The organism is Sporomusa sp. 246TCP1 (assembly GCF_057319775.1).
Window position 1 is genome coordinate 3,535,481 of sequence record NZ_CM170492.1, and the last position, 20,560, is coordinate 3,556,040.

Annotated in this window: 17 protein-coding genes; all 17 read right to left on the bottom strand. The window is 38.9% G+C overall.

Annotation, left to right across the window (positions count from 1 at the left end; translation table 11 throughout):
• Positions 1 to 12 precede the first annotated feature (12 nt).
• The 17 genes from AC1ECB_RS16725 to flgL all read right to left on the bottom strand — a co-directional run bounded on the left by AC1ECB_RS16725 (position 13) and on the right by flgL (position 20,559).
• Positions 13 to 1,776 (bottom strand): thiamine pyrophosphate-binding protein, encoded by a 1,764-nt coding sequence (locus tag AC1ECB_RS16725; protein ID WP_485664833.1) that lies wholly within the window; start codon positions 1,774 to 1,776, stop codon positions 13 to 15.
• A 29-nt stretch (positions 1,777 to 1,805) separates the two neighbouring features.
• Positions 1,806 to 2,390 carry a hypothetical protein gene (locus tag AC1ECB_RS16730; protein WP_485664834.1) on the bottom strand — a complete coding sequence of 195 codons (585 nt, stop codon included), beginning with the start codon at positions 2,388 to 2,390 and terminating at the stop codon, positions 1,806 to 1,808.
• The gene (locus AC1ECB_RS16735; protein ID WP_485664835.1) at positions 2,387 to 3,904 is read right to left on the bottom strand and encodes an N-acetylneuraminate synthase family protein; all 1,518 of its coding nucleotides are present in this window, start codon (positions 3,902 to 3,904) and stop codon (positions 2,387 to 2,389) included. The genes AC1ECB_RS16730 and AC1ECB_RS16735 overlap by 4 nt, the downstream gene beginning before the upstream one ends.
• Positions 3,901 to 5,259, bottom strand: a complete 1,359-nt coding sequence (gene rfbH, locus AC1ECB_RS16740) for a lipopolysaccharide biosynthesis protein RfbH (RefSeq protein WP_485664836.1) — start codon at positions 5,257 to 5,259, stop codon at positions 3,901 to 3,903. The genes AC1ECB_RS16735 and rfbH overlap by 4 nt, the downstream gene beginning before the upstream one ends.
• 12 nt (positions 5,260 to 5,271) lie before the next feature.
• Positions 5,272 to 6,354 carry a CDP-glucose 4,6-dehydratase gene (gene rfbG, locus AC1ECB_RS16745; RefSeq protein WP_485664837.1) on the bottom strand — a complete coding sequence of 361 codons (1,083 nt, stop codon included), beginning with the start codon at positions 6,352 to 6,354 and terminating at the stop codon, positions 5,272 to 5,274.
• Positions 6,355 to 6,364: 10 nt separating this feature from the next.
• Entirely contained in the window at positions 6,365 to 7,141 is a 777-nt protein-coding gene (gene rfbF / locus AC1ECB_RS16750) for a glucose-1-phosphate cytidylyltransferase (RefSeq protein ID WP_485664838.1), read from the bottom strand.
• Positions 7,142 to 7,167: 26 nt separating this feature from the next.
• Positions 7,168 to 9,588, bottom strand: a complete 2,421-nt coding sequence (locus AC1ECB_RS16755) for a glycosyltransferase (protein WP_485664839.1) — start codon at positions 9,586 to 9,588, stop codon at positions 7,168 to 7,170.
• 31 nt (positions 9,589 to 9,619) lie between these two features.
• A complete protein-coding gene (locus tag AC1ECB_RS16760; protein WP_485664840.1) occupies positions 9,620 to 11,671 on the bottom strand; it encodes a glycosyltransferase in 2,052 nt (683 codons plus the stop codon).
• A gap of 157 nt (positions 11,672 to 11,828) precedes the next feature.
• Positions 11,829 to 13,319 (bottom strand): flagellin N-terminal helical domain-containing protein, encoded by a 1,491-nt coding sequence (locus tag AC1ECB_RS16765; RefSeq protein WP_485664841.1) that lies wholly within the window; start codon positions 13,317 to 13,319, stop codon positions 11,829 to 11,831.
• Positions 13,320 to 13,674: 355 nt separating this feature from the next.
• A complete protein-coding gene (locus AC1ECB_RS16770) occupies positions 13,675 to 14,004 on the bottom strand; it encodes a hypothetical protein (protein ID WP_485664842.1) in 330 nt (109 codons plus the stop codon).
• 1 nt (position 14,005) lies between these two features.
• Positions 14,006 to 14,398 (bottom strand): flagellar export chaperone FliS, encoded by a 393-nt coding sequence (gene fliS, locus AC1ECB_RS16775; RefSeq protein ID WP_485664843.1) that lies wholly within the window; start codon positions 14,396 to 14,398, stop codon positions 14,006 to 14,008.
• Between the two features lie 53 nt (positions 14,399 to 14,451).
• Entirely contained in the window at positions 14,452 to 16,302 is a 1,851-nt protein-coding gene (gene fliD / locus AC1ECB_RS16780) for a flagellar filament capping protein FliD (protein WP_485664844.1), read from the bottom strand.
• A gap of 32 nt (positions 16,303 to 16,334) precedes the next feature.
• Entirely contained in the window at positions 16,335 to 16,727 is a 393-nt protein-coding gene (locus AC1ECB_RS16785) for a flagellar protein FlaG (protein ID WP_485664845.1), read from the bottom strand.
• Between the two features lie 66 nt (positions 16,728 to 16,793).
• On the bottom strand, positions 16,794 to 17,030 hold the full coding sequence (csrA, locus tag AC1ECB_RS16790; RefSeq protein ID WP_094603822.1) for a carbon storage regulator CsrA: 237 nt from the start codon (positions 17,028 to 17,030) through the stop codon (positions 16,794 to 16,796).
• 1 nt (position 17,031) lies between these two features.
• Positions 17,032 to 17,490: a flagellar assembly protein FliW gene (gene fliW / locus AC1ECB_RS16795; protein ID WP_485664846.1), complete on the bottom strand. Its 459-nt coding sequence runs from the start codon at positions 17,488 to 17,490 to the stop codon at positions 17,032 to 17,034.
• Positions 17,491 to 17,515: 25 nt separating this feature from the next.
• A complete protein-coding gene (locus tag AC1ECB_RS16800; protein WP_485664847.1) occupies positions 17,516 to 18,076 on the bottom strand; it encodes a DUF6470 family protein in 561 nt (186 codons plus the stop codon).
• Positions 18,077 to 18,099: 23 nt separating this feature from the next.
• Entirely contained in the window at positions 18,100 to 20,559 is a 2,460-nt protein-coding gene (gene flgL, locus AC1ECB_RS16805; protein ID WP_485664848.1) for a flagellar hook-associated protein FlgL, read from the bottom strand.
• Between the last annotated feature and the right edge of the window lies 1 nt (position 20,560).

A 20,560-nucleotide genomic window follows, 5' to 3' on the forward strand; every position in this document is an offset into this window, starting at 1 on the left:
CCTTTAATAATTTTATACTTGAACTGTTTGATATGGCCATAGTTCTTCCATCGGACTCGTAACCATTGATCCGTCCTCTAATTTTTTTGATGTTAGCCGCGGCATTGTGGCCTGACTAGGATCTGTCATAATTTCACAAAGAACTGGTCCGGTACTTTTTAAGACTTCCGTCATTTTTGCTCTAATATCTTTATGATTTTCAATAACAACGGTTTTAAGACCATACGCCTGTGCCAGCTTGCACATTTCAGGCAACCCAACACCGCTTTTCTCATCACACGCGGTATGGAACCCATTAAAATAATTATTTTGTGTATTTCTGATAGAACCATATCCACTGTTATTTAGAACAAAAATTTTAATCGGTAAGCTCAAAGACTTTATGGTAGCAAGTTCTTGAATATTTAACTGGATTCCTCCATCACCATGAATGCAGACGACTGTTTGTTTTCCACTGGCAACACAAGCACCGATACTATGAGGCAAACCAAAACCCATAGCGCCCAAACCCGGATTGTTAATTATCCGCTGTCCTTTTTTGACTTTGATTGCCTGAAGAGTTATTTCGGCTGCCTGCCCGGAGCTTCCGGGAACTAAGGTTGTTTGTGAATCCATAAGTTCTGATAATATTTCGATAAAAACATAAGTGTTAACAAAATGCTCCTGCTTCCAATATTCCGGAATACATACCGGATATTTGTTATGCAAGTTTTTACAAAATACCCGCCATGACGACCATTCCTCCAAGGAATAAGTTATTGGATAAACCAGTAATTCCCTCAAAAATTGTTTAACATTCGCTGCAACAAGTATAGCATCCGACATGTCTAACTTTTTCAATTCTGCTTCATCAACATCCACAATTACTTTTTTTGCCTTCACTGCAAAATTCCCATGGTTATACCCTGTTTGCAAAAGATCAAGTCTAGCACCTAAAATCAGAATAAAATCCGCATTTTGCTGAATCCAGTTTGCAGCCCTCTGACCAATTGTCCCTGGTCTGCCGCAATACAGAGGATCATCCTCCGCGAGCAAATCTGCAGCCTTCCACGTAGTTAAAACAGGGATATTTAACTGCTGAGCCAGTTCTTCAAAATTCTTCATGGAATTGCTTAAGCGAACACCATTCCCCAGTAAAATAACAGGTTTCTTCGCCTTCCCTAAAAATTGGATAGTCTTATTGACAGCTTGTGTTATCTTATCATTACCAGCAGCTTCCTCAATAAAAGTAAAGCCACCTAAAACTTGTTCATCAACCAAACTCGCCTGTACATCAAGTGGCACGTCAATCCAAACCGGACCAGGCCTTCCGTGTTTTGCAAAATACATAGCCTTTTCTAAGTGATATCTTATTTCCGTAGGCTCAGTAATTGTCACTGCATATTTAGTAATCGGCTTTACCATGTCTACAATTGGTAGTTCCTGATTCCCATTTTGCCGAATACCTCTAATTCCAACCAAATCTGCTCGTTTTACTTGCCCGGATAGTATAATAGTCGGGATAGAGTCCAACCAAGATGCAGCAACGCCGGTAATAGCATTTGTACCGCCAGGACCTGTGGTAACTAATACTACACCAAAATTCCCGGAGTATTGGGCATATGCATCAGCAGCAATTGCTGCTGCCTGTTCATGCAAATTACATACATACTCAAGCTTTTTACAACGGCCAAGTGAATCAACCAAATGCATAGCACCGCCGCCTGATAGTAAAAAAACATGAGTAACATTTTTTTCTGCAATAAACTTAAATATATAATCTGATACTTTAATCACTAGCCCTCACTCCTAGAAATAATCATTACTCAAAGCACAAATTTCGTAATATCTTCCATAAATTTAGAAATAGTTTTTCCAGACCCATTCCACGGTCGCGGCATCAACAAACTTTTGATACCCGCTTTTTTTGCAAAATAAATATTCTCTTCATTATCATCAATAAACAAATCAATCGCTTTAAAACGTTGTAAAAACTCGGCCTTATTTTTATCGTACTCAAAATGCTTAACACCCTCCCTGCTGGAAGGTATAAAATGATAAGAACGTATCCATTTGCCAAAATGCTTTATCACCCATGCGGCTGATGCCGATGCCGTATGCATTGGAGTAGCCGTCAATGCGATATGTCTGCAGTAAAAACCATAGGTTTGAAACCATCTAAATACTTCCGGAACTGGTAACATATTTGCAGCTTCTTCTGACAATCTAAATTGATCTAGATAATCTAAATACTCTTGCTTTGAGATATGCAAAAGCATATGGGGCGGATTTATAGTAATTTTTCCATAATCTACACTGAGTTCTGGACATTTGTGATGGAAATAATTTTGCAGCCATATTCGCATAAGGTCATTAAGACAGTCATCCACATCCCACGCAATGGTAATCATTTATCATCTACCCAATACGTAATCTCTGTTTTTCTTTTTTTGCGTTCTGTTATAGCATCATCTGTATAATAAGAATCATTCCGATAGTGTGTTGATGATATTTCTTCAAAAACAACTCCATTTTCAGTAGAAAAACTATGTTTCATACCACGTTCAACAACTACCATATCGCTTCTTTTTAACGTCTGTATTTGACCATCTAAATTCAAAATCAACTCTCCATATAAAACATGAAAAGTTTCTTCTTTTAATTTATGGAAGTGTTCTGGATTACACTGCCCAGGAATCAGCGCAATTATTTTTTTGCAATATTCCCGATTAATAAGATTAACAAGAACCGCACCATATTTTTCAAAATTTTCTATACCGTAATGATGCGATAATTCAAATTCAAGTTTTTCCGGTAAAACAACATTGCTATCACGCAATAAAATTTGTACCTTTGCAACAATATTTGCAATATCCGTGCGAATATCTCGTACCTGGAAATCTTTTTTAAACAATGGTTGATTTGGTTCGATATCCACCTTACTAGTGAATTCTGTATACTTAGACATATTATTGGCAACAAACTGATTTTCTTGAGCCGGAATCGCAAAATATATTTTAGAAGTATCTAATTTTTCGCCTGCAGTAATTTTTACCTTAGCAAAAATGCCTCTTTGTAAACCAGTCAAATCCGCAATTTCTCTATCACTAAATTTATAGCGGATATTCTTTACTCCGCACATTGCGTATGCGGCTTGTGCCGCCATTAACCATTTTTCAACCTGCGCAGGAGTTGCAGAATAAGCATTTAAAGAAGCGTCGGGAGTTGGCACTCCAATGTGTTTTTCAAATACAGTGGCTCCTTTAGCAATAGCAAGTTTAATTGCTTCAAAATTGTCAGGTTCTTCATGAGTAGAATAACCAACGCGAACAGTAGCATATCTGTCCTTTAATAAATCCAGTTGATTTAATTGCAGATTTTCTTGCTTGGTTGGATATTCTGCAACACAATGCATCACTGTAAGGTCTTTTTTTCTATGAATAAAAAAGCTAGTTACCCGGTCAATTTCTGATAATTCACTTCCGCCTACTGAAGCAATAATAGGCTTATCTGTTTGCACAATTCGTTCCAACAAAGGCCAATCCGTAAATGAGCAGCTTGCAATTTTTATTACATCAAAATTGTGCTTTTCAATTAAATCTACGGAAGCTTCATCAAACGGCGTGCAAATAGTATAAAAACCTAGTTGCTGGGCAATATCTTTTAAATTTAAAAATTCATCCGGAGCTAATTTAGTCTCAGAAAACCTCTTAACAAATTTCAAATCCAGTCTTACTTTATACTCTGGATGAATAAATGTATCTAAATGTCTATACTGAAATTTAAAGGCAAAATTGAATTCCTCTGAAAAAACTTTGCATACCTCATGAATCTGACGAATTATTTTTTCGCCGTGTTTAATATCACCACTATGATTATTCGCCATCTCAAAAATAAATAAAGGCTTCTCAAATATACTACTCATTTTGCACACCCGCTATCTATAAAATTATCAAAACAAGACAATATATAACTTAATCTCACTTCATCCAGCTTGGGATATACCCCTATCCAAAACGAATCTTTCATGATGGTATCAGTATGTGTCAAATTTCCAACCACACGATATCCTTCTCCACTACTTCTCATTTCGTCAAAACAAGGATGCTTTAACAAGTTCCCTGCAAAAAGCATTCTTGTTTGTACTCCACAACTTTCTAAATAAGATACTATTTCATCACGCGAAAAGCCTGCATCTTCTCTTACTGTTAATAAAAAGCCAAACCAACTAGCTTGTGAATTCACCGTTTCCTCTGGCAATACAAATGCATTTTTAAAACGATCTAATCCTTGCCTCAAGGTCTGCCAATTTTTCCGTCTTTGAGATATAAATAGCGGCAATTTTTCTAGCTGTGCACAACCAATAGCTGCCTGCATATCAGTAATCTTCAAATTATAGCCGAAATGTGAATATACATATTTATGATCATATCCAATCGGCAATTCACCGAACTGTTGATTAAATCGCTGATTACAAGTATTATCTCGCCCTGAAGGACACCAACAATCGCGTCCCCAATCCCTAAATGATTCAATAATATGTTTTAACCTGATATCATTTGTATAAATTGCTCCGCCTTCTCCCATAGTCATATGATGAGGAGGATAAAAGCTGGAAGTCCCGATATGTCCAATAGTTCCCGTACATTTCCATTCGTTATCGATGAGATACTTGGCTCCAAGCGCATCACAATTATCTTCTATTAACCATAAGCCGTATCGATCACAAAAACTTTTTACTGCTTGTACATCAAATGGATTGCCTAGTGTATGCGCAATCATAACTGCCTTCGTTTTCTCAGATAATGCGCGTTTCAGCAAAGAAACATTTATATTATATGTTGGTAAAGTAACATCCACGAAAACCGGAATGGCTCCATATTGAATAATGGGAGCTACTGTCGTCGGAAATCCGGCTGCTACTGTAATTACTTCGTCTCCCTTTCGTATTCTGTCTTCACCTAATTTAGCGGAAGTCAATGCCATAAATGCCAATAGATTGGCAGAAGAACCCGAGTTGGTAAGAGAACAATATTTCACTCCTAAAAACGCCGCAAAATCCTTTTCAAATTGCTCACTGTATTTTCCGGTTGTAAGCCAAAAGTCCAGCGCAGAATCTACTAAATTAATAATTTCTTTTTCATCAAATACTCGTCCACCATACGAAATCCGATCACCTGGCTGAAAGCTTTCTTCTTTCTCATACTTAAACTTCCAATAATCTAACACAGCATGCCGGACTTTTTCACGCATCTCTATTTCTTTTTTTTCATTCCCCAACAAATCACATCCTTACCTTAGCAACGAAGTACTGCTATATTTTTCAATTTGTTTTACACATACATCATATAAAACCTTTTTCTCCTGATAAGCAATATACCACTCATGAATTTTCTCAAGCGTTTGCAATAAGTTCCATCGTGGTTCCCAGCCTAGTTTCATTTTAGCCTTAGAGCAATCCAGCTTTAGATAAGTTGCTTCATGTAGATGACTTCCTGCCGCCACCTCGTAGGAAGCAGCTTTTTCCCATAAGTTACACAATTGTTGTACAATCCACTCCACGGGTTTTGCATCCATATCATCCGGGCCGAAATTCCAGCTTTCTCCAAATTGAGTTCCACATTGATATAACTTCTGTGCAAGAAGTAGATACCCACGCAGGGGCTCTAATACGTGCTGCCAGGGACGAATCGCATGAGGATTACGAATCATTATTTTTTCCCCATTCAATAATGCATGAATACAGTCAGGTATAAGTCGTTCTCTTGCCCAATCGCCACCCCCAATAACATTGCCGGCCCGTGCAGTGGCAATCGCAACACCATGGGTCTGATATTGCTCAGGATTAAAAAATGAATTTCGATAAGCACTCGTTACTAATTCAGAACAAGCTTTACTACTGGAATAAGGATCATATCCCCCCATCGCCTCAATTTCCCGATATCCCCAAATCCATTCCTTGTTCTCATAGCATTTATCTGTAGTTACGTTAATAACCACTTTCACCGAATCACATTTGCGAACAGCTTCTAATACATTTACTGTTCCCATAATATTAGTTGCATACGTATCAACAGGGTTTCTATACGATTCCCGCACTAATGGCTGGGCAGCCATATGAATAACAATATCTGGGTTAACCTGACATAATATTTTGCTTACAAATTCCCCATTGCGAATGTCACCGTTTATACTATGAATCTGATTTTCTAACCTGCATAAATTAAAAAGACTCGGCTGTGTAGGTGGTTGTAAAGCAAATCCAGTAACCTCTGCCTTCAATAAACAGAGCCACATAGAAAGCCACGCACCTTTAAAGCCGGTATGCCCTGTTATAAAGACCTTTTTTCCCTGCCAAAATGATTTTTCAATCATCCCCAACCACCTACTTCCACACTTTCCATGGAGCTTTGCCAGTGGTCCATAAATTCTCCAAATTATTCTTTTCTCTCATTGTATCCATTGGTTGCCAAAAACCTGGGTGGCGATACGCCATAAGCTGATTTTCTGCAACTAATTTTTCCAATGGACCTTTTTCCAGCACAGTGTCATCGCCGTCAATATATTGAAAGAATTCTGGTTGACAAACAAAAAATCCTCCATTAATCCAGCCACCATCGCCTTCGGGTTTTTCTTGAAACGCCTGCACCATATTATTATCAGATACCGCTAAAGCGCCAAATCGTCCAATCGGTTGTACAGCAGTAATCGTAATCACCCTACCGTGCTCTTTATGAAAGTCTAATAGTGTTTGAATATTTATATCACTTACACCATCTCCATAAGTAAGCATAAATGGTTCATTTCCTACATAATCCCGAATGCGTTTCACTCTTCCTCCAGTCATCGTTTCTGCCCCAGTATCCACCAAGGTCACTTTCCAAGGCTCAGCATGATGGTCATGAATAATCTGCTGGTTAGCCATACGAAAGTCAAAAGTAATTGTAGATTCCTGCAAAAAATAATGTGCAAAATATTCCTTTATATAATATCCTTTGTACCCCAAGCAAATAATAAAATCATTAAAGCCGTAATGAGAATATATTTTCATAATATGCCATAAAATAGGCCGTTCCCCAATTTCAATCATTGGTTTAGGTTTTAGATGTGATTCTTCACTAATACGTGTCCCAAAGCCACCTGCTAAAATTACGACTTTCATAAAACCCGCCCCTTTCGTATGTTAATTTAGTCAGAAAAAGACACCGCAATACCAAGTTTCTTCATTTTGGCACTCACTTGTTCATATTGCCGCTGTACTTCTTTGAACTCATTTTGATAAGTCTGTCCCTGATTCATACCTCTATTTATATAAATCTGACACTGGCGTAAATAAACTAGACAGCACCGATAAATAAAGAATTCTTCGCGATCAACTTCTAAATAATCTGGAATTGCAATTAACTTTACATTAAGTTCTATTCGTTGCAAATAAAACTGAGCAAGAACTAGACTTTTATATTGTGTCCGTTCCTCAACCTCACTCCAATTTATATCTGGAAAATAAATTTCTTCATTAAAATATTTAATAATATAATCAGATATTCTAACTGTTGCAACAAGACGTAAATCTAAATGATGCGAACCACTATCTGCGTGAATCCTGTAGTTAATAACTCCTTTATGTATCTTACTGTAACGCCAACCATAGCGAATAAAATGAACTTGCATTTGAGTATCTGCGGAAATCTCACTAAATTCATCGAAGTCGCTCTCTGGCAAAAACCATCCTACCCTTTTTTCTTCTAAAAAACGTTTTCTCTGCATACCAAACATAGGAATTACACCCGATCCAGTATTAAAAATATGGTGAACTATATGTTCTGGAGGAAAAACAGTATAATTCCATTCTCCTGACTTTTTCCCAGTTTCATCAATCAGATTTAAATCACTATACACATAATCAATGTCTGGATGTTTATTCATATAATCAACAAAACACTCAATTGCATCAGGTTCTAAAGAGTCATCATAGCACAACCACTGAAGATATTCTCCCTTGCCCAACGTCGCCATCTCTCGAATACCCTGATTAGGACCGCCGGAATTAATTTGATGGAAAATACCTTTCACATTATCATAATTTTGTTCATATTCTCGAATAATTTCTTGCGTGCCATCTGTAGAGCAATTATCAATAACAAGTAGCTCTATATGAGGATAAGTTTGGCTCAATACAGATTCAATAGAATTTCTTAGATATTTTTCACCATTATAGACGGTAATTCCAATAGTCACCAAAGAGTGAGAAATATTAGATTTTAACGCTATTATTGGGTTACTCTTTTTTTCTACAACTTCGTCAATTACGCCCTTCAGTTGCTGCAATAACGTTACCTTATTGTATTTTTCTTCTACAAATTTCCGATATTCTACCGTATCATATAAACCAGTTGTTATCATATTGACTGCTTCTTCAATTGTATTCCAAAGATAGCGTGCGTCATAAATTCCTCTTGCACCAACAAAATTGTGGATTATCGGCTTAATTCCCTTTGCCATTCCTTGCATAACGCTGATATTTTGAGACTCTAAAATGCTGGTGCATATGATATAGTTCTTATCCTCCATCCAGCTATCTAAATCATCTTGCCAACCAGTGAACACCACACTTTTTTCAAGGCCAAATTCTTTCGTCATCTGTTGAAAATAAAGCACGTCCCGATGATCTTGAAACTGACCGGCAATATAGAGCTTGTACCTAGCATCCCGGTCATGTATCGCCTTGAAAGTGTGAAGCAGAAGCATTGGGCCTTTTTTATAATTGATATATCCGACATAAGCAATATTGAAACCTGTTTTTCGCTTTTTAAATGAAAACTTATCCAAATCAATTCCATTTGGTACTACAGCCGTCTTGTCTCGTGCAACAGAAAACTGCTCAACAACAAAATCGCGAATATGTTCAGCCACAAAAACTAAGCAGTCAACATTACCCCACTGGACACTTGCTGGATAATCGGTAAAAGCTTCATAACTATGCAGTCTACAAATAATGATTTTATCCTTGGCGACTGGCCGAGTGGAACCATAAATAATCAAATCATCACACCATTCAAACCAGCAAATATCGGCCCAAGCCATTTTATCATCAATATCCTGTAGTACTTGTGGTTGGCACTTGCAAATCTCATAGTCTTTTTCTAAAACAGTTATAACATCCCCTAAAAAACTGTCCATTTGCGATTTTACGAATACCGCTAGTTTGAGTTTCGACTTCATTTCTGACATATTCTCTATGATTGTTAAAGCAGCTGCAACACGCTGTTTGGCGAGTTTTAGTTGCTCTTGATATTCTGGAATTACACGAGTCTCTAAACTTTTATACAAAATATCTGCTGCTAACCAATCATTTTTACATTCAAGCAAATATGCCTGGTTAAAAAGCAGTTCAAAATTATCTGGTTCTAACCTAAGGCCTTCTTGCAACACGGTTTCTGCAGCAGTCAGTTCGCCTTCCATAAGAGCAATCACCGCTTGTATTGAAATTGCATCCACTTGCTGGGGAAATAGGTTTCTATAATCAGCTAGCAATTCTTTAGCTGGTTGTAACTGATTAGCTTCTACTAATTCCTGTATTGTTGGCAGAATTTCAATTTGGTTAACCATCTTAGTCTCCTTTTGCAAAATTCATGATTTTTCAATGTAACATTGGCATCTGCTTGCAAAACAATTCCGCCTTTATCGCCAATAGTTGAAGGTTTTTTCCAACTATTTTTTCTCCTTCTTCGATAACAGCAGTCGCACCTTCTAAATCTCCTGCTGCAATCATAGTTCTTACCTGACACACTAATTCTTCTACCAAGATGTCCATCGGATCATTATGTTGTTGCATTTGCTGTAACAACAGCTCAATGCCTCGTTTCATGGCGGGAAAAGCATGTAATGCTGTCCGTAAGCAGCTTACATACTCTGTTGATGGTTTTTGTTCTTGAAGACGTGCCTGATACATATACAACAAAAATACCTCCTCATCATTTTTCAGCTCATGCACCAATGCATCTGCCAAAATCTGTTGATTATAGACCTCCCGCATATAAGCAATTCCATCGTGGATATATCTTGTAAATACGCTTTGATACTCGTCATCACTCAGTTTATCCAACAATAAGGCATAACGGCATAATGCTTTACCCAACTTATATTCGCTCAGATTATTACCACAACTATAGTTTTGTAAATAAGTATAAATTTTCTCACACAAATCACCATGCTGCTTATTAATATAATCAAAAACACAGCTTATCCAAATTTCTTTAAAATTTATTATGATTTTTTCCAAAGGATATTGCCATTTCAATAAATAATAAAATATATCACTACAATACACGGGTAATTCCGCCAAGTTTATATCCTTAATCGCCGCTTGATTTTGTAAAGAAATACCACCATTTTCATCATCTATAACAAGCTGGCATAATAAGCTATACTCATTTCCAATATCTTTAAAGGCTCTAGCAATATTTAGTTGGCACTCTTTACTAAGCTCATTTTTTAGCACATCCAACTTTTCCAGAAATAAATATGTCCACTCTGCTTTAATATTATTATCAAAGTATTGCCGTAAATCCTCACTCTTATTTAATTTCAGATACAAAGAAATAATTGTAGCAATATTATCTTTAATGTATCCTTCTTCTGTTAGTAACTCAGCATAATATAAAGCTTTCTCATATTTTTTCTCCTGCTTATATAAATTAGATAAATTATAAAAAACTAGTTGCTGATTTCCTAAACTATACTCCATTATTGAAATATCTCTTTCTCTTGCACTATCATACTTGCCCACAATTTCAAGATATTTTTCATAATTCACAATAGCTTCTGCATTTTTCCCTTTGACAGCCATTGCTTCCGCTAAATAATAATAAACATCCAAATATCCTTCTTTTATTGCTAGAGCTTCACGGCATAGCTTTTCTACTTTTTCATAGTTTTTAACATGTTGATAAATTAAAATCATTTGAGTAAATACAAATATATACTCAGCTTTTCTTTTTTCAGGCAATAATGAATATGCCTTTTCAATACATCTGATTGCATCATCATTGTCGTGGTGCATTCCATAGGTTGTTGCTAATTGAGTCCAATAATAAATATTATCCGGATTTTTTTCTAACTCGCTTTGCAATATTTTACTAGTGCGCAAAAATTTTCGTTCCATTAATTCACTATCATTTGACAGGTATCCATAATGCAGTAAAAGCACGGCCGGCAGAGCTATATCACCGCCTTTGAACATCGGTTGATTATGTACAGCTCCTTCATAATGAAAATATCCGTCATTTTTAAACAATCGGAAGCTAGCCATTATGGAAAAACCACCTGTTTCATCCACAATATTTTTACAAGTAATCGCAATTGCACCATATTTTTCACTTTCTTTAGACTTCAAAAAGTCACATAGTGGTTGCGTATTCTGTATTTCTTCATCTGCATCAATAATCATAACCCATTTCCCAGTTGCGTAATTTATCGTAATATTACGCATAGACGAAAAATCATGGTTCCAGGCATGAAAATAAACTTTATTGGTATACCGTCGTGCGATTTCCACCGTATTATCGACTGAGCCAGTATCGACGATAATAAGTTCTGACTTAATAGCGTCTCGAATTGGTTGAAGGCTCTCTAAACAGCGTTCCAAATTCTTTTCCTCATTTTTCACCATCATTGCTATACTAAGTTCCATTACAAGCCTCCTAATAATATCCATATAATAAGCTATATACAAAACTTTATTTTACAAAACTCTCTATATAGCCTACTTTTTAGAATAGTTTCACATAATATTTATACTCTTAAAAAAAGAGACTCTGGATACTCCAGAGTCTCTTTTAGGTTGTGTATTAGCCTTGTAACAATTGAAGTACAGATTGTGGCTGTTGGTTTGCTTTTGCAAGCATTGCCGTTGCAGCCTGTTGCAGGATATTATTCTTCTGGTAAGTCATCATTTCGGAAGACATATCTACATCACGAATACGCGATTCGGAAGCAGTAATGTTTTCGTTAGAAGTGTTCAAGTTGTCAATAGTGTTAGTCAAGCGGTTTTGGTAAGCACCTAATTGCGAACGTTGTTTCGATACTATATTAATTGCTTTATCAATGGTAGTAATAGCCGTATTAGCATTTGCTTGTGTGCTTACATTAATCCCAGCTACTACACTTGCGTTAGCAGCTACCTCTGAATTGTTCAATACAGCAGAAGAAGAATTAACTACAGTAGCCTTAAAAGCAGTAGAACCCGCATTGGTAACTTTTGCATAATCAAATGATAATCCTACTGTTTTATCTCCATCAGCATCACCAAGAGTTACTGCAGTATCGCCGATGTGAATTTTTGTGGAAGACCCCACGTTGTCACCATCAAACTCTTTCAACTGTAAAGTTTTGTACGCAGCTTGTACGCCAAAATTGAACGTATCACCAACAGTGTAATGGCTTGCAGTAGGTGTATCATCAAATTTAAAGGTCATGCCATCAACTTTGACACCTGCTTTAAAGTCGCCATTAATTGTAGTCCAACTAGTACCATTATCAGTAGAATAAGAAATACTTGAAACTATTGTACCTGCCGTGTTACCAATACTGGCAACTTTTACCATGTAATTCGCATCAACTGAGCCTGTATAGGTAGTCGCTGTTGTTGTAAAGTTAGCAGCTGTTGTTGTGCCAGTTGAAAAGCTTTGCGTAACTTTTCCAGTAGCCCCCGTTGTAGCTATACTTGAAGCAGTTACAGTAACTTTATAACTTGCAGACGCAAAGCCTCTGGATACCGAAGAAATATTAACTTTTGCACCGTTAGTCACACTACCAGCTGTAACAATATTACCAGCAACGCCCAAACTCTGAGCATCCATTGCACTTACTGATACAGAAATATTTTGGTTAGCATTAGCGCCAATGTGGAAAGTATCACTCAATCCACCTGCCAACAGGTTTTGGGTATTGAACTCAGTAGTATTCGAAATACGGCTAATCTCTTTTGCCAATTGATCCATTTCACCTTGGATTTTTGACCGATCATCAGCAGTGTTGGTATCAGTAGCCGATTGTACAGCCAGTTCGCGCATTCTTTGGAGAATGCTATGAGTTTGGTCTAAGCCGCCTTCTGCGGTTTGCAACAAGGAGATAGCATCTTGTGAGTTAGCAGAAGCTTGTTTCAAGCCGCTGATTTGGCCTCTCATTTTTTCCGAGATAGCAAGACCTGCTGCATCATCAGAAGCACCGTTGATGCGTAAGCCAGTGGAGAGTTTTTGCAGAGATTTGTTGGTAGCCTGATTGTTTTTACTAAGAGAATTAAGGGTATTCTGTGCGGACAGATTGTGATTGATAATCATTGTTATTTTCCTCCCTGATTTTTAATATTCGGGCATCCTTGCCCAAATTTATTTACTGTAGCACTCTGTCTCTCACCCCGGCCGGTTGTGAGTACAACGTACTTTTGTAACCTCATTAATAATATCGTAAGGGATGGGGAATTTATTAATAGTTAACTTAACATTTTTCTAATATTTTTTGTCGATATTTATTGTTTATAGTATTATTTTTGGGTTGGAATAAAGACACGTGGGAATGGTAAAGCGAGATTGCCATGCTACGCTCGCAATGACCATGGGACGAATTCTGGTTCTCTCCCTGGCTAATACGAATGGAAATGCGGCAATCTCGCTTTTACTAATCTTTCATACTTGCTTAAGTCTTATCATTGATAAAACTCCCAGCAACATTCAATCTGCCCTCATACGCATGGGACACGTCTTCCTGCTTTTTTATACTGTTAAAAACGATATGAAACTGAGTCATCATCTTCTGATTCTCTTGTTGGACTTGCAGTAGAAGACTTTTTCCTTCAGGTGATGCATAATAATCGTTGTCTGCCAATTTTTCTAAGATAATCTGCAGTTTCTCTCGTTGTTCCACTAAAGACAAGAAGATGTCTAAATCACGTTTAAACAGAAATTTTTTCATTTCCCGGGTTAGGAAAAGATAATCCTGCCACTTGGCATATAACTCAGTAACCATATCAATTACCGGCAGCTCTGTCTAAGCGCACTTGTTTCATAGCTTGCACCCAGGTGTCACGAAACTCTGTTAGTAATTTTTTGGCCTGTCCAAGTTGTTCGGTGTCTTTTTTTACATTTCCCTGAACCAGACAATGCAAGATGTATTCATCCAATAGCAACCAGTTTTTTGAAATTTCATAACTGGTATCGGTTGTGAGCATAAGCTCACGAACTATGTTTTGCGCACGAATATTGGCATGATGCGATTTTTCCAGATTCTTTTGTTCAATCGCCTGAATGCTTTCACTAACAAAGCGGATAGCGCCATTATATAGCATAAGTGTCAACTCTTCTGGTGATGCAGTCATAATTTGTTGTCGTTTATAAGCATTAGCCGTATTGGCAGCATTCATGACATTGCCTCCTTATATCTTATCAACTATCTGTGAGTACTTAGGTGTAAGTGTTAGCTACTGGTACCTAGCAAGGAGGACACATAGCTGCTTTGTTGACTAATTTTGCTAAGCGCTTCTTCCATCGCATTAAATTTGGTATAATACTGGTTTTCCAGTTTAATTAATTTTTTGTTCAGTGCTGTCAGTTGTGTTGTATATTCTTTGTATTGTTTACCAAGTACGCTGGTAATATCGGTTTTTGTGCTCGCCGTAATACCTGCTTGCTTGACAATACCATCAGAAGCTGTTTTCAGCATTGCACTTAGCTTTACGGCAATACCGTCATTTTTGTCTGTAGCGCTGTCTGTGCCAAAAATTTTGTAGACGACATCCGGATCTTCCTGTAATGCGGCTTTCAATTTGTCCTCGTCAAGATATAACTTACCATTTTCTGTATAGTCTACACTGGTACTAATCCCCAGACTTGAGGCACTCGTGTATTTGCCGGTTAAGCCGGGAATCTTGCTTGAAAAGGCACTGCGCATGGAATCGGCCAGTGTCCTCAATGTAGAATCATTGTGCAGTAAACCAGTTTTAACCTTTTCTGTCCATATTTTTTCATCGTCATCACTCATTGCCTCTTTTTGGTCATCAGTTAGAGGCATATAGTCGGTATCCCTTTTTTCGCTGACTTTCGTATTTATGGAGCTGAGGATGGTATTGTAATCCTCAATAAACTTCTTGACACTGCTGACAATTTTGTCGGTATCGGTTTGAATGCCAATGGTTGAAGTACCGGTAGACTGAAGATTATAGGTTACACCCGCAACCGTAAATTTATTGGTGGTTTGCGTCATCGTTGTGCCGTCCAGCTTGAATTCAGCGTCTTGTCCTTGTTGCTTGACTGACAATTTCAGCTGGTTATTTAAAAAGCTAATACCCGCATAATCACTACCGGTTAGGCTTAACTCCTCACCAGCGTTCTTGGCTTTTAAGGTGAATTTGCCTGTTGTAGTATCAATTTGAGCATCTGCAATAGAATTTCCGCTGCTGTCTTTAATCGCATTGATCTTAGTTATGATAGAGTCCATGGTATCTGTTGCAGTATCTACTGCAATGGTTGACGTAGTAGTTCCATCCGATATTTTCAAATTAAAGCTGCCTGTTAGACCTGCAAAGGCTGTTTGCAGGGAAGAAGCTTTATTAGCAGCTGTAATCCCCGTATCTGCACTACTGGTAATCCCAGTGCTGTCGACATTGCCAAAAACCCCAATTTTTAGGTTATTGTTTAAAAAATTCAAGCCTCCCAGTCCGGTGCCGGTATAATCTATGCCAGTTTCCGAACCAGTGCCATTGGTGTACAGGTAAAACCGGTCCTGGGTAGTATCATAGGCAGCGGTGACACCGGCCCCTGACTTATTGATATTGCTAACCAAATCATTAATACTTTGTGTGGAATTAACTGTAATGTCCTTGCCATTAATCTTAATATTAAATGAACCGTTAATACCAAACTGGCTAGCTAATGTATTTTTACTAGTACCGGTAGTAATTTTTTCCGTACTGCTCTGCGTTACGCCACTGGCAAGCTGCGACACTTTGAGAGTATGGTTGACATTAATAGCATCACCGGTAGCCGTAACTGACGCTACCGAGCTGTTGCTGGATGTTACGCTTTTAGCAGCCAGTGTGCTCTTCATGCCAAAATTGAATACTTTATCATTGCGGAACGTATTGATGCTAGTATACATCGAATTATAGGCTTCTTTTTTCCACTCAACCAGCGTCTGTTTCTGTGTCATCTTGGTATAAGGCTGCCGCGCAGCTGTCATTAGCTTTTCTACCATGGCGTCTACGTCAATCCCTGACCCGCTCAATCCATACACACGGTTAGAGCTACTCCCGCTTACACTACTTGTCATCCATGACAACCCCCTTTATTTCACTATAAAAATTATATTTTTTGGTCAATCAGCGCACCGATAAGGTCATGAATTTTGGCTACAACATCTAATATTTCTCTGGGAGGTGCTTCTTTAAGTACTTTTTGTGATTTAATATCCACAATTTGCACCATCAGCCTGTCCGTTTTTTGGTGTAAAACAAATTTTAGATTGGTATTAAGATAGTGCATAAAGTCATTTAGACCATCAGTAATGCTTTCCAGTTTCTCTGTGCTGAGACTATCTGCCTCTCCCGTTTTTTCCTTTTCTTCAGACACCTGGAAACTGCTATTGTTTTTTACTGTCCAATCATCCTGCGGCATAGCCTGTGGTATACTATTCGGAATAACAGCCAGCGCAACTCCTGTAGTCGCATAGCTGCTGATGGTACTCTTAATTTCCATAAGATGTTCGCCTCCGTGCGCTTTGATCCTTCCTTTATATGTATATCGTCATATACAAGATAATACTTAAGGTTTCCTTACCTTAATATCCTTTAATACATCTAAAATACCATCTTTCGCCGGTACTGCGGCCTGTCTATTTTCAGCTACAATAGCATCATACAGCTCACCGCGATATATTTTTATCTCCCTGGGTGCTTCAATGGCCAAACGAATGTTCTCACCTTTGATATCGACAATGGTAATGACAATATTGTCGTCAATCACAATTCTTTCGCCGGCTTTCCGGGTAAGTGCCAACATGTCACTTGCCCTCCTTACACGGCTGCTTAACAAAGCCGTTGGGGAATAGGCGGTGGCGGGTGGTGTAAATCGTTTTTTCCAGTACCAGCTGGATTGCAATACGTTTTTTTGTGTTGACGATAACCGGAGCTAGCAAATTGACAGTCATTTCTTCCGGATTATCAGGTACCCTGACAATATTAAAAATATGCGGCGGATTAGCAGCAGTAAGTTCCAGTTCGCTTTCAGTCTGGTCACCAAGGACAAACTCGTAGTCTTGGAAAAAAGCAAAAGGATCTACCACTATAAAGGTTAAATCCGGCTCGGCCAGTGATTGCAAAAAAGCAAAGGGATTATCTGGTTCGGAAGGCAGATAAACAAATTCCTGCTCCTGCGGAAAACCTGGTAATCCATGGGGAAAATGAATCTTACTATCTTCAGGAACCTCTATGTCTCCAAATCGTGTTGAACGAATTAGCATAATGCACTCCTCGTATAATTTTCTGTTATACCTGAATATCTACGCTGCTATCGACAAACCGGTAGCTCACGTTAGGATATTGCAGCATAGTTAAATCAACGGTACCCCGCTGCAGTTCCCCATCTACCGTTCCTTGGTTTAGGCCAATATTTACTCGCCCTGGTACAACCCTGATCTCGGCTTCATGCGGCGTGACCCTGATGGATGGTTCAGCAACACTGGCAATGGTGATTTCCACTGGAGTTGGGTCCATTGACGCCTTAGCAAGTTGCGCTAACGGATTGCCTTTGTTCTCAATTTTGGATAACATTACGCCTTCACTGGCAATTTTGCCGATAGCCGCATAGACGGTCTGCATGCCTTTACGAGCGTTATCACGGTCAAAATCCATATTGTTTTTTATGCCGCGAGAGTAATCACTGGGGTAATTATCAATGACAAGTTCAGCCGCCGGTTGATGAATCTCTAATTGCAATGGCTGTGAGGATATCTGCACCTCTGGATCGTTAATCTGCAAATAGAGCATCGGGTCGGTGACGTTAAGCCTGGCTTTTACGTCCTGTTGGCTAACTCTGACTTGAAACATGATTATCCCCCCCTTTCAAAACATTAGCTCAAGAAGTCTACCAGTGAAGTCGGCATAATGCGTCCCCCCACTGCCAGGGCACTGCGGTATATATTTTGCGCTGTATTAAAATCAGTAATCGTCTTTGCCATATCAATATCTTCGGTATGGGCTATATCTGTCTGAATAACAGTATTCTGATTTAACAGCATGTTATATGCCATTTCGTACATCGACATCCGCGCACCGAGGTTTGTTTGCGCTTTTAGCTGCAGGCTGTGGTCATCACTCACATATTGAGTTGCCACACTTGAAAGCCAGGTAGTATCTGGCCCTTTCCCCTGGGGCAAATCAAAGGAATACGCGTCATTAATCTTGTTATTTGCACTTGCCGCAATTGTCATGGTTAAACCGCTTGGTGTTGAACCGCTTGGCAGGTTAATTTCTGTGGATGTCCCTGTAGTTGTAATAAATGCACTGGATTTAGCCGTAACCGTATATGTATCGCCAGATTTATTGGCCGCATTTGCGGGGATATGTAAAACTGCTCCATTTGCCAGCTGAATATTGGCAGTTGATGAGGTTTTTCCTGTGTCAGTATCTGTGGTAACGTCATAGGTAATTGTTTGGGTTACCCCGTTTATTTTTGCGCCGGTAATTTTTCCATTTTCATCTACTGCAGTTATTTCTAAAGTGTTATCGGGAGAAGCAATCGCAGCCAGATTGCCCGTCACTGTCGCCGCCCTGCCGGAAGAGTTTGTCTGCGTCACATTATAGTTACTCAAACTAGTCCAGGTATTGCCACCGTCGCTGGAATAAGATGCCGCCATTACCTGGCCTGAACTGTCGATGCTGTCAATCCGAACACTATTAGGGACGGATTCTGTATTTGTTGCCGTACCGGTAATTGCGGCAGTGCCGCCGCTGGTATTGCTTTTGGCAACATCGAATGCGTCTTGCGGTACACGGAAAGAGTAGACATTGCCGGAATGTGTTTCTGGCTTGATTGTATACTGATTACCGACAGCATTGTCATTGTCTGTACCAATATTCAATATACTCCCGTCCGGCAACGTAAGTGCTGTTTTAGTAGAATCAGAAGTATTAAGATCACCAGCCGTTACTGTATTCCAAGTAGTACCACCGTCTATTGAATATTCTGCACCGTTGACCTGTCCAACTGGAATGCTGGGGGTAGTTGTAACCCCAGTAATTCGGACAGTATAACCACCACTGTCTGATACATTAGGTATCCCGCCTAATGAATTACTTTGCGTTATCTTCATGTTATCTGTTACGCTAACGGTAAAAATATCGTTAATTACGTTGTCAGTATCAGCAGAAATATTTAAGACACTGCCGTTAGGCAACGTAATTGCCGATTTATCAGGATCGGTATTGTTGAGATAACCAAGAGGAAATGCTTTATAAGTAGTACCGCCATCAGTCGAGAACTGTGCAGCCGTAACTTGTCCACTGCCATTAACAGCATCAACTCGCACTGTGTAATCAGCGACAGCAGGACTTGCTACCACACTAGCCGTCCCACCAAGTGAATTCGTTTGTGTAATCTTGGTACTATCACCGATATTGAATTTTACACCATTCGGTAAAGTAATCACAGCAGGATTGCCCTCATTATCAATTGAGGTATTTGTGCCATTCTCCCCGACAGTTATCCATGTGTTGCCGCCATCAGTTGAATACGATGCCCCCAGTACGCCCCCAGACTGATCAACACTATCCACCCGCACATCATAATTAGCATAACCTGCGCCAGTATACTTTCCACCAACTGTACCAGTACCACCATTAGCGTTAGTCTGTGACACCGTCGATGTTTTACATAATTCATTTTTGATTTCCAGCAGGTTATTAAGCACGCTCAACGTCTTTCGCCCATAAATAGTTTCTTCATCGCCAAATACATCGGTACCTGTCAGGTTGACACTATCCTGGGTCGGATTAACCGCCCCTGCCTGAATGGGCATAGAGATACGGCTATTGTCACCATTATATATTATCACTTCTTTAGTTAAATCAGAATTGGGATCTTTTATTGTCGTGCGTACAAAAGGCTGTGTCGAATCACTTTGCCCACTGAACAAATATCTATCACCGATTTTTGTATTACCAAGTGATACAACTTGATTAATTAAGCCGTCGATTTGTTTACCAATGGCGTTTAATGCATCAGTCGGTTTGGTATCATCAGCACTAACCACCAGCTCTTTTACCTTAATCATGACCGAGCTTAAATCAGACATAACTCCGTCGGTGTTTTCCATCCAAGACTGCGCATCCTGCAAGTTTTGCGTATATTGCTCATTCAGCACCTGACTGGTTTTGTAGGTTAAATCACGCACAGTCTTGACCGGATCGTCGGACGGACGATGCAGCGCTTTGCCGTCTGAGAGCTGCTCCTGGAGAGTATTCTGCGTTTCCATAGAATTATTGAGACTGCGCAGAAAATTGTATCTCATCATATTGCTGGAAATTCTCACA

Bases quoted from the DNA above. Each gene is read 5' to 3' on its own strand.
- fliS (WP_485664843.1), bottom strand. From the start codon at position 14,398: ATGAATGCTGCCAATACGGCTAATGCTTATAAACGACAACAAATTATG.
- AC1ECB_RS16800 (WP_485664847.1), bottom strand. From the start codon at position 18,076: ATGTTTCAAGTCAGAGTTAGCCAACAGGACGTAAAAGCCAGGCTTAAC.
- csrA (WP_094603822.1), bottom strand. From the start codon at position 17,030: ATGTTGGCACTTACCCGGAAAGCCGGCGAAAGAATTGTGATTGACGAC.
- AC1ECB_RS16730 (WP_485664834.1), bottom strand. From the start codon at position 2,390: ATGATTACCATTGCGTGGGATGTGGATGACTGTCTTAATGACCTTATG.
- AC1ECB_RS16770 (WP_485664842.1), bottom strand. From the start codon at position 14,004: ATGGTTACTGAGTTATATGCCAAGTGGCAGGATTATCTTTTCCTAACC.
- rfbG (WP_485664837.1), bottom strand. From the start codon at position 6,354: ATGATTGAAAAATCATTTTGGCAGGGAAAAAAGGTCTTTATAACAGGG.
- AC1ECB_RS16755 (WP_485664839.1), bottom strand. From the start codon at position 9,588: ATGGTTAACCAAATTGAAATTCTGCCAACAATACAGGAATTAGTAGAA.
- fliW (WP_485664846.1), bottom strand. From the start codon at position 17,490: ATGCTAATTCGTTCAACACGATTTGGAGACATAGAGGTTCCTGAAGAT.
- rfbF (WP_485664838.1), bottom strand. From the start codon at position 7,141: ATGAAAGTCGTAATTTTAGCAGGTGGCTTTGGGACACGTATTAGTGAA.
- AC1ECB_RS16785 (WP_485664845.1), bottom strand. From the start codon at position 16,727: ATGGAAATTAAGAGTACCATCAGCAGCTATGCGACTACAGGAGTTGCG.
- AC1ECB_RS16760 (WP_485664840.1), bottom strand. From the start codon at position 11,671: ATGGAACTTAGTATAGCAATGATGGTGAAAAATGAGGAAAAGAATTTG.
- AC1ECB_RS16765 (WP_485664841.1), bottom strand. From the start codon at position 13,319: ATGATTATCAATCACAATCTGTCCGCACAGAATACCCTTAATTCTCTT.
- AC1ECB_RS16735 (WP_485664835.1), bottom strand. From the start codon at position 3,904: ATGAGTAGTATATTTGAGAAGCCTTTATTTATTTTTGAGATGGCGAAT.
- fliD (WP_485664844.1), bottom strand. From the start codon at position 16,302: ATGACAAGTAGTGTAAGCGGGAGTAGCTCTAACCGTGTGTATGGATTG.